Annotated in this window: 15 protein-coding genes; 6 read left to right on the top strand and 9 right to left on the bottom strand. The window is 67.6% G+C overall.

All coding sequences use genetic code 11. The annotated features are described in order from the left end of the window. Positions 1 to 14: 14 nt before the first annotated feature. The 3 genes from RIB52_RS04980 to RIB52_RS04990 all read right to left on the bottom strand — a co-directional run bounded on the left by RIB52_RS04980 (position 15) and on the right by RIB52_RS04990 (position 3002). Positions 15 to 827: a tetratricopeptide repeat protein gene (locus tag RIB52_RS04980; protein WP_350173539.1), complete on the bottom strand. Its 813-nt coding sequence runs from the start codon at positions 825 to 827 to the stop codon at positions 15 to 17. Between the two features lie 148 nt (positions 828 to 975). Continuing rightward, a complete protein-coding gene (locus tag RIB52_RS04985; protein ID WP_350173541.1) occupies positions 976 to 2115 on the bottom strand; it encodes a glycosyltransferase in 1140 nt (379 codons plus the stop codon). Next, positions 2112 to 3002, bottom strand: a complete 891-nt coding sequence (locus RIB52_RS04990; protein WP_350173543.1) for an alpha/beta fold hydrolase — start codon at positions 3000 to 3002, stop codon at positions 2112 to 2114. Before RIB52_RS04990 ends, RIB52_RS04985 begins: the two co-directional genes overlap by 4 nt. Before the next feature lie 106 nt (positions 3003 to 3108). On the opposite strand from RIB52_RS04990, the gene RIB52_RS04995 reads away from it, so the two are divergent. Together RIB52_RS04995 and astD are read left to right on the top strand one after the other, a co-directional pair. After that, complete coding sequence (locus tag RIB52_RS04995; protein WP_350173545.1) at positions 3109 to 4548, top strand: protein adenylyltransferase SelO; 1440 nt, start codon at positions 3109 to 3111, stop codon at positions 4546 to 4548. Between the two features lie 97 nt (positions 4549 to 4645). Then, entirely contained in the window at positions 4646 to 6061 is a 1416-nt protein-coding gene (gene astD / locus RIB52_RS05000; RefSeq protein WP_350173547.1) for a succinylglutamate-semialdehyde dehydrogenase, read from the top strand. Positions 6062 to 6065: 4 nt separating this feature from the next. Here the strand turns inward: astD and RIB52_RS05005 are convergent, their stop codons facing one another. Then, positions 6066 to 6788 carry a hypothetical protein gene (locus RIB52_RS05005; protein WP_350173549.1) on the bottom strand — a complete coding sequence of 241 codons (723 nt, stop codon included), beginning with the start codon at positions 6786 to 6788 and terminating at the stop codon, positions 6066 to 6068. Positions 6789 to 7125: 337 nt separating this feature from the next. On the opposite strand from RIB52_RS05005, the gene rarD reads away from it, so the two are divergent. After that, positions 7126 to 8067 carry an EamA family transporter RarD gene (gene rarD, locus RIB52_RS05010; protein ID WP_350173551.1) on the top strand — a complete coding sequence of 314 codons (942 nt, stop codon included), beginning with the start codon at positions 7126 to 7128 and terminating at the stop codon, positions 8065 to 8067. A gap of 8 nt (positions 8068 to 8075) precedes the next feature. Here rarD and pyrC read toward each other — a convergent pair whose 3' ends face one another. Continuing rightward, entirely contained in the window at positions 8076 to 9113 is a 1038-nt protein-coding gene (pyrC, locus tag RIB52_RS05015; RefSeq protein WP_350173553.1) for a dihydroorotase, read from the bottom strand. Between the two features lie 68 nt (positions 9114 to 9181). Between pyrC and RIB52_RS05020 the strand changes: the two genes are divergently transcribed. Both RIB52_RS05020 and ygfZ read left to right on the top strand, forming a co-directional pair. Next, a complete protein-coding gene (locus RIB52_RS05020) occupies positions 9182 to 10099 on the top strand; it encodes an ATP-grasp domain-containing protein (RefSeq protein ID WP_350173555.1) in 918 nt (305 codons plus the stop codon). After that, complete coding sequence (ygfZ, locus tag RIB52_RS05025) at positions 10096 to 10851, top strand: CAF17-like 4Fe-4S cluster assembly/insertion protein YgfZ (RefSeq protein WP_350173557.1); 756 nt, start codon at positions 10096 to 10098, stop codon at positions 10849 to 10851. Before RIB52_RS05020 ends, ygfZ begins: the two co-directional genes overlap by 4 nt. Before the next feature lie 34 nt (positions 10852 to 10885). On the opposite strand, the gene RIB52_RS05030 is transcribed toward ygfZ, so the two are convergent. Beyond that, the gene (locus RIB52_RS05030) at positions 10886 to 11485 is read right to left on the bottom strand and encodes a TetR/AcrR family transcriptional regulator (RefSeq protein ID WP_350173559.1); all 600 of its coding nucleotides are present in this window, start codon (positions 11483 to 11485) and stop codon (positions 10886 to 10888) included. 54 nt (positions 11486 to 11539) lie between these two features. Here RIB52_RS05030 and RIB52_RS05035 point away from each other — a divergent pair, with 54 nt between their 5' ends. After that, the gene (locus RIB52_RS05035; protein ID WP_350173561.1) at positions 11540 to 12448 is read left to right on the top strand and encodes a metal-dependent hydrolase; all 909 of its coding nucleotides are present in this window, start codon (positions 11540 to 11542) and stop codon (positions 12446 to 12448) included. A gap of 22 nt (positions 12449 to 12470) precedes the next feature. On the opposite strand, the gene RIB52_RS05040 is transcribed toward RIB52_RS05035, so the two are convergent. The 3 genes from RIB52_RS05040 to rplU all read right to left on the bottom strand — a co-directional run bounded on the left by RIB52_RS05040 (position 12471) and on the right by rplU (position 14194). Next, the gene (locus RIB52_RS05040; protein ID WP_350173563.1) at positions 12471 to 13016 is read right to left on the bottom strand and encodes a GNAT family N-acetyltransferase; all 546 of its coding nucleotides are present in this window, start codon (positions 13014 to 13016) and stop codon (positions 12471 to 12473) included. Between the two features lie 231 nt (positions 13017 to 13247). Next, positions 13248 to 13517, bottom strand: coding sequence for a 50S ribosomal protein L27 (gene rpmA / locus RIB52_RS05045; RefSeq protein ID WP_291132261.1), 270 nt, complete (start codon positions 13515 to 13517; stop codon positions 13248 to 13250). A 17-nt stretch (positions 13518 to 13534) separates the two neighbouring features. Further along, positions 13535 to 14194, bottom strand: coding sequence for a 50S ribosomal protein L21 (gene rplU / locus RIB52_RS14810; RefSeq protein ID WP_502879475.1), 660 nt, complete (start codon positions 14192 to 14194; stop codon positions 13535 to 13537). Positions 14195 to 14239 lie beyond the last annotated feature (45 nt).

Here is a 14239-nt window from a genome sequence, read left to right on the forward strand (position 1 = left end):
TCATGCGTCGTCGATCATCCGCCATCCGCCTGGGCCTCGTCCTCTTCGGGCAGGACGCCTTCTTCGCGCAGCAACGCCTCGACATCCTCGATCGCATCGACCCCGAGCACGCCGGCAAGCTGCTGGGCGCGGCGGGTCAGCGTTTCGGGCAGGGTGTCGTCCGCCGCGATTTCCGCAAAGATCTCGCCGGCTTCCTGGCGGTTGCCGAGTTCGAGATGGGCGAGCGCGATCAGCTCCGATGCGCTCCCGTAGAACGTGCTGCCGGGACTGGCGAGCGGTTCGAGCTCGGCAATCGCCTCTTCGGGATCGCGTTCGTCGAAATTGCTCGCCACCGCGCGCAGCCGGGCGAGATCGCGCAGGGGTGCGGGAACCTTCCGGTCGGCGGCGATCGAGGTGAACAGGTCGACCGCGCGCTCGATCTCTCCCTGTTCGAGCGCCGCGCCCGCCTGGACGAACAGCGCCGCGGTGCGCGCGCCGACCGACCCGTCCGTCACCAGCGGCTCGACCTGGCCGGTAGCGGCCGCGTAATCGCCCGCTTCGACGGCGTCCAATGCCGTGATGATCGTCTCGGACTGCGCCTCGAGTTCGGCCTCCTCGGCGCTCTGCCAGTAGAGCCAGCCGCCGAACGCGGCGAGGAACAGCACGATGATCCCGGCCAGGGCGGGCCCGTATTTCTGCATGAAGGCGGCGGCATCGTCCTGCCGCACCGCCTCGTCGATCTCGCGGATCAGGACATCGTCCTCGGCCGAGGGCGTCGGCGTAGCCGGCCCCTCGCCCGGTTCTCCCGCGGGTTTCGTCTTGTCCGTCCTGCCGGGGATTAGCGCCACTGGGTTGTCGTTCCTCGTCCTGTCGCCGCGCGGGCCCGGTGGGGCGCGACGGTCGCCGTTTCGCCTGTCAGCGGCTCTTTAGGCAGGTGCGCCGCCTTCCGCAATGCCGCGAGGCCCCTCGCGCAGCGCGCTTGAACCGGCGATGAAGCTAGATCTCGCGGCCCAGCGCCGCACCGTAGAGATCGCGGTAGCGCGCGATCATCGCCGCCTCGTCGTAAAGCTCGCGTGCGCGGGCCCGGTTGGCCGCGCCGATTTCGGCTGCAAGCGCGGGTTCGGCGGCGAGGTCGCGCAGCATCTGGCCCAGGGCCCGCCAGTCGTGGGCCACGCAAATGAAGGGCCGGTTGGGCTCGGCCACCATGGCGCGGATATCGCCCACGGCGGGGGCCGCGACCGGCAGCCCCGCAGCCATCGCCTCGACCACGGACAACGGAAACTGCTCCGAACGGCTCGACAGGGCGAAGATGTCGATCAGGCCGATCACCTGTGCCGGGTCGGGATGCGGGCCGGGCAGGTGGACGCGGTGGGAGATTTCGAGCTCGTCAGCCAGCGCGCGGACCCGGTCGCGTTCCGGCCCGTCGCCGATAATGACGAGGTGCCATTCCTCGCCCAGCAGCGTGACCGCTTGCACGAGGTCGCCGAGCTGCTTGACCGGGCGCAGCCCCGCCAGCGTGCCGACCCAGCGTTCGCCCTCGCGCTTGACGACGCGGAAACCGCCCGGCTCGGGCGGGCGGGCGAAGCGTGCGGTGTCGATGCCGTTGGGGATGCGCGAAAGGCGGGCGGGCGACACTTTCCAAACCTCGCGCGCGATCCGCTCCAGCCCCATGCTCGGCACGACCAGGCCGTTCGTGCGGGTGAGCGCGATGCGGCGATACCAGTTGCGCCGCGTCTTGAGCCGGGTGGTCTCGTCCTCGTTGAAGCCGTCCTCGTGGTGGATGAGCGGCGGCAGGCCGAGCGGCCCGGCAAAGACGGTATGCGCCATGACCGCGTCCATCGCGCCCCAATTGTAGGTCAGCACGAGGTCGTAGCCCTTCATCGCCTCGGCGATGGCGACCAGGCGCCCGGGCGAGGGGAAGCCGGTGAGCGCGGGGAAATCCGCCGGGAAGGAAACCCGCACTTTGCGTTCCAGATGCGCCTTGGCCGCCATCTCGCCCGGCTCGGCAGAGACGACGGCATGGTCGAGCGCACCGCCGAAAGCGTTCATCAGCTTGACCGCGCGCAATTCCTTGCCCCCGGCCGCGAAAGTCGAGTGGCAGTGCAGGACGCGCGGGCGGGCGGCGGAAGCGTTCACGCGATTCCGGCGAGCAGCGCGTCGATCGCGGCGCGCGCTTCCGGCTCGTCGAGCGTCGGGGCATGGCCGACGCGCGGGACGGTGACAGTTTCCATGAGCGGGTTGATGTCCTTCATCCGCGCCGCCGTGGCGGGCGAGATGAGGTCGGAAAGCTCGCCCATGACGAGCAGCATCGGCGTGCCCGCCAGCGCTTCGAACGCGCTCCACAAATCGCCCGGCGCGGCATTGCCGGGCTTGGCGAAGGGTTCGGCGATCGCCATGTCGTAATCGTAGCTGATGCGCCCGTTCTGGCTCACCACCATGGTCCGCTTGGCCATTTCGAGCCAGTCTTCGAGGTCATAATCCGGGAAAGCCTCGCCGTGGACCTCGCCCAGCGAGCGCGCGGCGTGGATCCAGGTGGGATAGCTGCGCCCCTGCCCGACATAGCCCGAAATCCGCTCCAGACCGGCGGTTTCGATTTCCGGCCCGATATCGTTGAGCACCGCGCCCGCGATCCTCTCGGTGCCCTTGCCGCTCCCGGCCTCGGCATATTTGCGCGCCAGCAGCATGGTCATCAGCCCGCCCATCGACGTACCGATGGCGACGAAGCGTTCGATCCCCTGTTCGGCGAGCAGCTTGTCGACATCGGCGACATAGGTGAGCGGGTTGTACGTGTCCGAATCAGGGGCGTGGTCGCTCATCCCGCGTCCGCGCATGTCCGGCACGATCACCCGGCGCGAGGGCGCGATATGTTCGGCAAGCTCGGCGAAATCGCGCGCATTGCGGGTCAGCCCGTGCAGGCACAGGACCGGGGTTTTCGTTCCCCCTTCGGGACCCGGATAATCGCGGAAATGCAGGGTGAGCCCGTCCGGGCTGGTCCAGTTGCCGTCTTCGTAGGGTGCGGCCATGGGGGCGGGTCGTCCTTTGCGTTTTCTGAGCCTTGGATGCGACACCAGCGCATAGGCCGTGCAGCCGCGCTTGCAAGGGCGCAGGCGCATCGCCACTATCGCGCGGATGGACGAGGACAGGCAACAGGCAGCATATCGCCCCGCACCGGCAATCGCGCAGATCGAAGAGTGGATCGCCGATCCGGTCGCACCGGCGGACTTCCCGAAAACCGAGATCCGTTTCCGCAATGACCGCGCGGCGGCCGAGATCGGGCTGGCGGGGCTCTCGGATGCGCAATGGGCCGCGCATTTCGGGCGTTTCGAGCCGTTGGAGGACAATCTGCCCCGTCCGCTCGCCCTCAGATATCACGGCCACCAGTTCCGGGTGTACAATCCCGATCTCGGTGACGGGCGCGGCTTCCTCTTCGCGCAGATGCGCGGGCGCGACGGGCGGCTGATGGATCTGGGGACCAAGGGTTCCGGCACCACGCCCTACAGCCGCGCGGGCGACGGGCGGCTGACGTTGAAGGGCGCGGTGCGCGAAATCCTCGCCACCGAAATGCTCGAGGCGCTGGGGGTCAACACATCGCGCACCTTTTCGGTGATCGAGACGGGCGAGCAGTTGTGGCGCAACGACGAACCCTCGCCCACACGCTCGGCGGTGATGGTGCGCCTGTCCCATTCGCATATCCGCATCGGCAGTTTCCAGCGCCTGCTCGCGCATGAGCAGCAGGCCGAGATGGAGCAATTGGTGGATTACTGCCTGCAGCATTTTCCCGGCCCGCCCCCGCCGGATGGCACGCCCGCGCGCGAGGAACCGGCGATCCGGCTGATGCACAATGTCGTCGAACGCATGGCCGACCTCGCGGCGAGCTATATGGTGGCCGGTTTCGTCCACGGCGTGCTCAACACCGACAACATGAACATAACCGGCGAAAGCTTCGATTACGGGCCGTGGCGCTGGCTGGAGCGCTGGGACCCGGATTTCACTGCAGCCTATTTCGACCATGGCGGGCTCTATGCCTTCGGACGCCAGCCCGAGGCGATCCACTGGAATTGCGGGCAGTTCGCGGTCGCGCTGCGCCTGCTGGCCGACAGCGACCCGCTGGTCGCGGCGCTGAACCGCTTTCCCGATCTCTACATGGCAGCCGTCGCGCGGCGCTGGTGCTGGCGGCTGGGTGTCCGGCCGCGCGGGGCCGAGCCCGATCGCGCGCTCGTCGCGGCGAGCGAAAAGGCGATGCGCGAAAGCGGCGAGCGGCCCGATGCGTTCTTCTTCCGCCTGCGCAAAGCGTTGGCGGCGGGCGAAATCCCGGCCGAGCTGGCGGAGGCGCTGGAAGGCTATGAAAGCACGGGCTGCGAACACGAATACTGGTCCGACGACGCCCCCCAATCGATGGGGATCGATCAAGTCGAGGAGATCTGGTCCGCCATCGACGAGCGCGACGACTGGCAGCCCCTTGTGAACAAGGTCGCAGCGCTGCGCCGCATGGGCGCGGCGCACGGCCCTGCCCCCGTCCCGGCCGGGCACGCACCGGACAGTCGCGAACCGGCAGGCGAGGCCCGCTGACCTCTATCTTTTCCCCGTTTGCCCGGCTAATTCCCGATGCCCGGCAAACAGGCGGGCCGTCGCCTTCGCCGAAGGGGCCGAGACGAATGAGAGGGGCATGAGCGACAGAGCGATCCTGGTCTCCACCGCACCGGCGACGGGCGAGGAATTGTGGCGCGGCAAGCACGGCGATGTCGATGCCGCCGTCAGCCGGGCGCGGCGCGCCTGGCCCGAATGGGCCTCGCTCCCGCTCGCCGACCGGATCGACGCGGCGCGTCGCTTTGCCAATGCGGTGCGCGACCATGCGGACGAATTCGCCGAACTGATCGCGCGCGAAGCGGGCAAGCCCCTGTGGGAAGCGCGCACCGAGGTGGACGCGGTCATGGGCAAGGTCGACATTTCGGTCCAGGCCTATGCCGAACGCACGGGCAAGAAGAAATTCGACAGCGGCATCCAGGGGACCGCCGCTTTGAGGCACAAGCCGCACGGCGTGCTGGCCGTGCTCGGCCCGTACAACTTTCCCGCCCACCTGCCCAACGGGCACATCGTGCCCGCGCTGATCGCCGGCAATGCGGTGCTGTTCAAGCCGTCGGAAAAGACCCCGGCATCCGGCGAGATGCTGGTGCGCTGCTTTCACGAGGCGGGCATTCCCGAAAGCGTCGTCCAGCTCGTCATCGGCGGACCCGACGAAGGCAAGGCGCTGGTCGCCCATCCGGGGATCGACGGGGTGCTGTTCACCGGGTCGGCGCAGGCAGGCATCGCGATCAACCGCAAGCTCGCCGCCAATCCGGGCAAGATCGTCGCGCTGGAAATGGGCGGTAACAATCCGATCGTCGCGCTTCCCACGCCCAAGCTTTCCGATGCCGCCGCGCTGATCGTACAGAGCGCCTTCACCAGCGCCGGCCAGCGCTGCACCGCCGCCCGGCGGTTGGTGGTCACCGACAGCGTCTATGACGACCTGATCGGCGAACTCGCCGCGCTGACGAAGAAACTGGTCGTGGGCGACCCGCTGAACGATCCGCAGCCCTTCATGGGACCGGTGATCGACAACGACACCGCCGAAAGGCTGAGCGAAAGCTTCGTCGCGCTGATGACGGAAGGGGGAAGAGTGCTCGTCCCGATGCGTCGCCCGATTCCCGACCGGCCTTTCCTCGCCCCCGGCATCATCGACGTGACCGACATACCCGACCGGCCCGATATCGAGCTGTTCGGACCGCTGCTGCAGGTCATCCGCGTGCCCGACCTCGATGCGGGCATTGCCGAGGCGAACAATACGCGTTTCGGCCTGTCGGCCTCGCTGATCGGCGGGAGCCCTGAGGATTACGGGCGGTTCTGGGCCAATGTACGCGCGGGGATCATCAACTGGAACCGGCCGACCAACGGGGCTTCGTCGAAAGCGCCCTTCGGCGGAATCGGCCTGTCGGGCAATCACCGCCCGGCCGCCTATTACGCCGCCGATTACTGCGCCTATCCGGTCGCCAGCACCGAAATGGACCAGCCGCGCGCCAATATCGGGATCGGGCTGAAGCCCTAGCCGGTCACTCGCGCCACCAGATCAGGTCGACCGCGCTCATGCCGCCCGGTCCCGCGCGCACGGCCACCACGAGATTGCCCGCCTCCCCGCGCGCCGTGACGGAGCCTTCGGGCCGCTCGAACAGGTCGGGGGACAGCCCGGCGCGCGCCGCGCGGGTGAAATGGTAATGCAGCACGTCCTCGCCCGCCGCCGGGGTGAGATAGCGGATCACCCGCGCTTCGCAGCCGCCGCTCGTGCCGCCTGCCGCCTGCTGCACCATGCCGTGCGGCATGATCCGCGCTGCGCGGGGCAGGTCGGCGGCAAAGGCGAAGCCTTCGGCCAGCCGTCCGGCGCAGGCATCGGACGCGCCCGCGGCGGCGAGCATGGCGGGCGCGGTGCGCGCCGCCGCGAGCCCGGCGGGACCCTTTGCCGAATCGGCTGCGGGCAGGTCGGGCACGCGGCCCTCTTCCAGCAGCTCTAGCCGCGCCGCCTCGCGCGCGGCGAGCGCCGCCTCCTCGCTGCGCCGGGGCGGGGGCAAGGCGTGGCTGACGGGCACGGTGACGGCGGCATTGGCCCCGTTGCGATGGGCAAGGTCGGGGTCGATCATCAGCGGATCGTTCAGCGCGCGAGCGACCAGCGGGTCGGTGGCGAGCGGATCGACTTCCCGCCCTTCATCCGCGCGCTCTTGCCCGCAAGCGACAAGCGCGAACGCGATCGGCAGGGCGAGAAGGACAAGGGGGCGCGTCATGGTGCGAAAAGGCGTGGCACGGCGAGGGTTAAAATCCCGCCAACCATGTAACGCCGCAGAGGTGCGGCGCGGGCGGGGCGGACGCAAAGACGCCCCCGCTTTCCGCGTGGGAAAGGAGGGCGCCTTCCGCGGCTGGTGGGAGCCGCGCCCGGACCATTGGTGGGATGGCCCAAGAGGACGGCGGAGCCTCGCATCGAGGTGTCCGCGATCCGATTTCGTTCATGTATAAGAGACCCACGCTGAACAAAGCTGCATCCGGTGCGACAGGCACGGTTCAGCTTGGCCGCGCGCCTGCGGCTTGCGCGCGCGCCGCGGGCGGCTTACCTGCCGCCGCTCGATGACTGCGCCTTCTTCTCCATCCGGGCCCGATTCCCCGCCGCGCGAGCCCTCCGGCCTGCCCGCCGCGCTCGCCGCCTATACGATCTGGGGATTCCTGCCGCTTTACCTGCTGCTGGTGCGGCACATCCCGCCGTTTGAATTCGTCGGCTGGCGGATCATCTGGACGCTGCCGCTGTGCCTCCTGATCGTCGCGGTGCGCCGCCAGTTTCCCGCGCTGCGGCAGGCGGTTTCCAATCCGCGCACCATGCTCGCCCTGCTGGCGAGCGCGACGCTGATCGGGATCAACTGGTTCGTCTATATCTGGGCGATCACCGAGAACGAGGTCTATGCAGCGAGCCTGGGCTATTATCTCAACCCGCTGCTCAACGTGCTGCTCGGCACCCTGGTGCTGGGCGAAAGGCTGTCGCGGATGCAATGGCTGGCGGTCGCCATCGCCGCCATCGCGGTCGCCATCCTGGCGGCGGGCGCGATCACGACGCTGTGGATCAGCCTCGCCCTGGCGCTCAGTTTCTGCCTTTACGGGCTTGTCAGGAAACAGGTCCCGGTCGCCTCGCTGCCCGGCCTTACGGTCGAAAGCGCGCTGCTGCTGCTGCCGGCCGCGGGCATCGCGGCCTGGTATGCGCAGACGCCCGCCGGGCCCTCCTTCGGGACCGACCTTGGGCAGAGCCTGCTGATCGCCTTTTCGGGCGTGGTGACGGCCGTCCCGCTGCTGCTGTTCGCGATCGCGGCGAAGCGGATGGAATATTCGACGCTGGGCTTCATCCAGTATCTTGCGCCAACCATCGTCTTCCTGCTCGGCCTGACCGTGTTCGGGCAGGAATTGCGGCCCGTCCAGCTCGGCAGTTTCCTGCTGATCTGGAGCGCGGTGGCGATCTTCACCGCCGACCTGTGGGCGAAAAGCCGCCGGGCAAAGGCCGCGCGCAGCCTCGCGGCGCGCTGAGCGTCGCGTCAGGAGGCGATGCGCCAGCCGAGCGTCTGCCCGGCATGGAACGGCACGATCGCCGCTCCGGCCAGCGCGAGTTCCTCCGGCACGCGGCTTTCAGCGCGTTCGAGCGTGATCGTCTCCTCGTTCACCGGCAGCTTGTAAAAGGCCGGCCCGTGGAGCGAGGCGAAGCCTTCGAATGCGCCCAGCGCGCCCTCCTCGTCGAACACGGCAAGATAGCTTTCGAGCGCGTACGGCGCGCCGAATATCCCCGCGCAGCCGCAGGCCGATTCCTTGTCGTGGCGGAAATGCGGGGCGCTGTCGGTGCCGAGGAAGAACTTCGGCGATCCCGAAGTCGCCGCCGCGCGCAGGGCGATCCGGTGCGTCTCGCGCTTGGCCACCGGCAGGCAGTAATTGTGCGGCTGGATGCCGCCCACCAGCATGGCGTTGCGGTTGATGTGGAGATGCTGCGGGGTGATGGTCGCGGCGACATTCGGCCCGCAGCCGGTGACGAAAGCGACCGCGTCGGCGGTGGTGATATGCTCGAACACGACCCGCAGGCGCGGGAAATTCGCCACGATGTCCTTGAGGTGGCGCTCGATGAATTCGGCCTCGCGGTCGAACACGTCGATGTCGTGATCGGTGACTTCGCCGTGAATGCACAGCACGATGTCCTCGGCCTCCATCCGCTCGAGCACGGGGTAGATTTTCCGCACGTCGCTGACGCCGGCGGCCGAATTGGTGGTGGCGTTGGCGGGATAGAGCTTGGCCGCGGTGAACACGCCTTCGGCCGCGCCGCGCGCGAGATCGTCGGCATCGGTCGTATCGGTAAGATAGCAGGTCATCAGCGGCGTGAAGCGCACCCCCTCGGGCACGGCGGCGAGGATGCGGTCGCGATAGGCCGCCGCCATTTCGGTCGTGGTGATCGGCGGGGTCAGGTTCGGCATGACGATCGCCCGGGCGAAGCGGCGCGCGGTATAGGGCACGACGGCGCGCATCACATCGCCGTCGCGGAAATGCAGGTGCCAGTCATCCGGGCGGCGGATCGTCAGAGTCTGGGTCATGGCACAGCCCTGTAAGCCCGCGCGCGGGGTCTTTCCAGAGGCTTGAAGCGGCCCTAGGAGGCTCCTTCATGACGACGATCGGCTTCCTCGCCTGCGAGACGACGCTTCCGGGCAGCGGCGCGCGCAGACGCGGCGATGCCTATGAGCACGACCTGACCATCGCCTTACTCGAAGCCGCCTGCGCCGCAGAGGGCCTGGGCTTGCGCGTCATCGACTGGGAAGCGCCGTTGGCCGCGTTCGACGGGGTGGATGCGGTCATGCTCGGGACCGCATGGAACTATCAGGACAAGCCGCAGGCTTTCCTCGCCCGGCTCGCGGCGCTCGAAGCGCGCGGGATCGCGGTCCACAACCCGCCCGAGATGGTTCGCTGGAACATGACCAAGACCTATCTGCGCGCACTCGCAGGCAAGGGCGCGGCGACGATCCCGACCCTGTGGCTGGAGGATGTCACCGCCCGGGATGCGCAGGCTGCCTTCGGCCGGTTCGACTGCGACAGGCTGGTGGTGAAGCGGCAGGTCGGCGCGGGTGCGATGGGACAGGTCCTGCTCCACCGCGACGATCCGCCCGAAACCGACTGGCGCTTTGGCCATGCGGCGATGGTCCAGCCCTACCTCACCTCCATCGAAAGCGAGGGCGAATTGAGCTTCGTCTTCATCGCCGGCGAGCTTTCCCATGCCCTGCGCAAGCGACCGGCTGCGGGCGATTATCGCATCCAGTCGCTCTATGGCGGCATCGAGACCCGCCACGAACCCTCGCCGGACGAGGCACGGGCCGCGCGCGGCGTGCTCGCCGCGCTGCCTTTCGCCACCCCGCTCTATGCCCGGATCGACATGCTGCGCGCAGGCAGCGACGCGGAAAGCGACCTGCTGCTCATGGAAGCCGAACTGATCGAACCCTATCTCTACCCCGAACAGGGCGGGCACGTGGGCCAAAACCTTGCCCGTGCGCTCACCCGATCGTGCCAGTTGGAAGGGAGCCGACCATGACCGCAACCCTGCTTGCCCATCGCGCCGTGATCCGCGTGTCCCCGCGCGATGACAGCGAGGATGTCCACGCTTTCCTGCAAGGCCTGCTGACCAATGACGTGCGCGCCGAAAGGCTCGCCGAAGGGCCGGTCTACGCCGCGCTGCTGACCGCGCAGGGCAAGGCCCTGTTCGACTTCCTCGTCTGGGGCGACGGCGCGCCGGAGGGGTCGGACGTGCTGATCGACTGCGAGGCCGATGCCGCCGAGGACCTTGCGAAAAGGCTCGGCCTCTATCGCTTGCGCAGGGCGATCGACATAGCCCGCGACGATACGCTCGCCGTCCACTGGAGCGCGGACCCCCACGAGGGCGCCAGCGCCGATCCGCGCCTTCCCGCGCTCGGCTATCGCTGGCTTGCTCCCGGGAATGATGGGGAAGACGGCGCCGACGATGCCTGGCTCGCCCACCGACTCGCGCACGGTGTGCCCGAAGGCCAGGGCGAACTCGGCGACATATTGTGGCTGGAAACCAATGCGGTCGAACTGGGCGGCGTGAGCTTCGACAAGGGCTGCTATGTCGGACAGGAGAACACCGCCCGGATGAACTGGCGGCAGAAGGTCAATCGGCGGCTGGTCGTGGTGGACCTCGCCGATTCGCAGGAAAAGCGGCGCAAGGCGGCCTATCCCGATCACGGCAAGGCGGTCGATCACCTGCGGGTGGACGATCTCGATCCCGACCGACTGCCCGAATGGCAGGCGGCGGGCGTGTCCGCCTGAACGGCGCGCCGATAGTGTGGCGACCGGCGCGCTCCTACTCGGTGCGCTGATACCTCGCGAGCGAGGCCTCGAGCTGTTCGGCTGCGCGGATCCGCGCCGCATCGCGCGGCAGGCCGAGCGAATTGGCCAGCGCCGCGCCGATCAACGCATCGCCCATGGCCAACAGGACGAGGCTCAGCGTCTCGCGATGGACCTGCATCGGATCGCCGCCATGCGCGGGCGCATCCGGTGCGATCTCGTCGACCAGTTCGTGGATCGTGCTCACGATCGGGTCGAGAGCGTCTTCATTGCCGGTCAGCAGCATCCAGCTTGCCAGCGCGCCCGCCCCTTCGCGGTCGAAGGCATCGAATGCGAGGTCAACGACTTCGCGCGGATGGCCAAGGCCCGCCCGGCTTGCCCGGACCGCCTCGATGATCGTCTCGCACACCGTGCGCGCGAGATGTTCGGCCAATGCCTTCTGCAGCCCCGCGGCCGAGCCGAAATGGTGCAGCAGGTTGGCATGGGTGCGCCCGATCCGCCCGGCGACCGCTTTCAGCGTCACCGCCTGCGGCCCGGCCTCGATCAACAGCGCCCGCGCTGCCTCCAATGCGGAACTGCGTGATTCTTCGGGCGTTAACCGTTTGCGACCGGTCATGCGTTTAGGGTATGGAGCGTCATGGCCTCCAGGGGATTAACGGGGTTTGCGCACATGAACAAGCATACGGCACTGGCACGCGAAGACGCTTTCGACGCACCCGGCAGCGCTCAGGCGGGGGCGACAGGCACGCCCGACGACCACGAACTGACCGTCCGCAACGAACGGTTCGACCGCAAGGCGCTGGTGCCGCGCCACTGGCATTCGGGCGATCCGGTCGCGACAGCGTGGTACAATTCGGTCTCGGCCAGCCTGCCGCGAGGCGAGGCCTTCTTCATCGACACATTGCGCGAATTCCGGGACCAGGTGCCGCCGAAACTGTCCAGCGAGATCAAGGCGTTCTGCGCGCAGGAGATCAACCACACCCGCGAACATGTCGCTTTCAACCGGCTCGTTTCCGATCACGGCTACAATGTCGAATCGATCGACCAGGGCATCCAGGTCATGCTCGCCCTGACCGAAGGCCGGCCGATCGAATTCAACCTGGCCATTACTATCGCGCTCGAACATTTCGCCGCGATCATCTCGCGCCACCTCTTGAGCCATCCCGAATATCTCGAAGGGGCCGACCCGGTCGCGGCCGAGATCTGGCGCTGGCACGCCACCGAGGAGGTCGAGCACAAGGGGCTGACCTACGATGTCTGGCTCTACGCGACGAAAGACTGGAGCGACTGGAAGCGCTGGCGGGTCAAGACTTTGCTCGCGATCCTGATCACGCGCAAATATTTCAAGAACCGCGTGCGCGACGCGCTCGGCCTGATGGAACAGGACGGCATCCCGCGCTGGAAGGGGCGGCTCAAGCTCGCCTGGTTCCTGTGGGGCAAGCCCGGCATGATGCGGCGGATGTTTGTCGAATGGGCCGCGATCCTCAAACCCGGTTTCCATCCGTGGCAGCACGACGACCGCGCGCTCATCGCCAAGTGGCAGAGCCCCTATGCCGATGCGGTGATGCCCGCGGAATGACGCCAAGCCGCGCGCGGACCGATCAGGCCGCGCGCTGCGTCACACTATCGGCCTCGTCCAGGCGCAGGCGATATTCCGCCGCTTCGACCTCCTGGCCGCGCGCGCAGGAATGGCGCAGGACAACCTGCCCCGTCGGTTCGAAGCCGAGCTTGCGAAGCACCTTGCCCGATGCGGGATTGTCCAGAAAGTGCGATGATTCGACGGTGCCGTGGCCGAGCACGCGCGCGATATCGAGCACGGCATGACCCGCTTCGGTGGCAAAGCCCTGCCCCCAATAGCGGCGCGCGATCCAGTAGCCGAGCTCGACCCCGCAATCCCTGCCACGCCGGACCGGGGCGAGCCCGATGCAGCCGATCACCTCCGCGTCGGCGGCGCGGGCGGCGAGGAACGTCGGATAGAGCGGATCGAAAGCGCGCCCGGCAAATTCGCGCGCATGGCTCTCGTCATAGGGCCACGGAACCGCGGCGAGGTTGCGCACCACGCCTTCGTCGGCGATGCCGCCCAGAAGGCCATGCCAGTCCTCGGGCCAGATCGGCCTCAGGAGCAATCTTTCGCTGCGATGAAACACGAGTTCTCCCTTCCTCGCCCCGCGCCGTCGCCGATAGGCGCAGTGCGTGACATTTTAATGGCCGCGAAATCGGGCGATCCCGACGGCTTTGCAAAAGAGGGAGAACCGGGGGCGTGAAAGGCATGCCCATACGACAAGGGGGAGACGGGTCGGCCCCATCTCCCTCCTGGTCGCCGGATGTTTACCGGCTGGGACCGTCCCGCTGGACGATCCCGTTGTCGAATCGCCCGATTATTCGGCCGCTTCGGCCATCGCGTCGACCGATACGTATTTGCGGCCAAGCTTGCCCTTGTGGAATCGCACCACGCCCGCTTCGAGCGCGAAAAGGGTGTGGTCCTTGCCCATGCCGACATTGCTGCCGGGATAGAACTTGGTTCCGCGCTGGCGCACGATGATGTTGCCGCCGATCACGTCCTGACCGCCGAACTTCTTGACGCCAAGGCGCCGGCCTTCCGAATCGCGACCGTTACGCGACGAGCCGCCTGCTTTCTTGTGTGCCATGACTTAGATCCTTGCGCTTACTTGTCTTTGCCCGATGCGGCTTCGGCCTGGTCGACCTTGGCGCGCGGAGGCTTGCCGTCGAGAAGCTCCTGCGCCTGTACGGCCCATTCGTCCTTGATCGGACGATTGCCGAGCTTGAGCTCGTCGTTCCACTTGTTCGCGGTTTCTTCGTCCCAGCCGGCAATGTCTTCCCAGCTGTTGATGCCCGCCGCGCGCAGCTTCTTCTCGATTGTCGGACCAATCCCTGAAATCAGCGAGAGGTTGCCGGTGTCGAGATCGGACTTGGCCGCGGTCTTGGTTTCCGCCTTCGGAGCATCGTCCTTCTTGGCTTCGGCCTTGGGAGCGGCTTTCTTTGTCGCAGCCGCCTTTTTCGCGCCGCCCGTTCCGACATCGGTGATGCGCAGCAGGGTCATCTGCTGGCGATGACCGGCCTTGCGACGGTAATTGTGGCGGCGACGCTTCTTGAAAACGACGACCTTCTCGCTCTTCGCCTGGGCGATGATTTCGGCCGAGACGGTGACCTTGGAGGCATCGGCGAGCGAATCGCCCTCACCCGCCAGCAGGACATCGCCCAGCGTGACCGTGTCGCCGGCCTCGCCCGCGAGCTTTTCAACGGCAATCTTGTCTCCGGCGGCAACCCGATATTGCTTGCCGCCTGTGCGCACTATCGCGAACATGGCTTTATACTCTCAATCTCGTGCTGTGCCCGGCCATGGCAAGGT

The organism is Erythrobacter sp. (assembly GCF_040217515.1).
GTDB lineage: Bacteria > Pseudomonadota > Alphaproteobacteria > Sphingomonadales > Sphingomonadaceae > Erythrobacter.

Excerpts from the sequence above, each read along its gene's own strand:
- RIB52_RS04990 (WP_350173543.1), bottom strand. The coding sequence starts at position 3,002 with ATGGCCGCACCCTACGAAGACGGCAACTGGACCAGCCCGGACGGGCTC.
- RIB52_RS04995 (WP_350173545.1), top strand. The coding sequence starts at position 3,109 with ATGGACGAGGACAGGCAACAGGCAGCATATCGCCCCGCACCGGCAATC.
- astD (WP_350173547.1), top strand. The coding sequence starts at position 4,646 with ATGAGCGACAGAGCGATCCTGGTCTCCACCGCACCGGCGACGGGCGAG.
- RIB52_RS05005 (WP_350173549.1), bottom strand. The coding sequence starts at position 6,788 with ATGACGCGCCCCCTTGTCCTTCTCGCCCTGCCGATCGCGTTCGCGCTT.
- rarD (WP_350173551.1), top strand. The coding sequence starts at position 7,126 with ATGACTGCGCCTTCTTCTCCATCCGGGCCCGATTCCCCGCCGCGCGAG.
- pyrC (WP_350173553.1), bottom strand. The coding sequence starts at position 9,113 with ATGACCCAGACTCTGACGATCCGCCGCCCGGATGACTGGCACCTGCAT.
- RIB52_RS05020 (WP_350173555.1), top strand. The coding sequence starts at position 9,182 with ATGACGACGATCGGCTTCCTCGCCTGCGAGACGACGCTTCCGGGCAGC.
- ygfZ (WP_350173557.1), top strand. The coding sequence starts at position 10,096 with ATGACCGCAACCCTGCTTGCCCATCGCGCCGTGATCCGCGTGTCCCCG.
- RIB52_RS05030 (WP_350173559.1), bottom strand. The coding sequence starts at position 11,485 with ATGACCGGTCGCAAACGGTTAACGCCCGAAGAATCACGCAGTTCCGCA.
- RIB52_RS05035 (WP_350173561.1), top strand. The coding sequence starts at position 11,540 with ATGAACAAGCATACGGCACTGGCACGCGAAGACGCTTTCGACGCACCC.
- rpmA (WP_291132261.1), bottom strand. The coding sequence starts at position 13,517 with ATGGCACACAAGAAAGCAGGCGGCTCGTCGCGTAACGGTCGCGATTCG.
- rplU (WP_502879475.1), bottom strand. The coding sequence starts at position 14,194 with ATGTTCGCGATAGTGCGCACAGGCGGCAAGCAATATCGGGTTGCCGCC.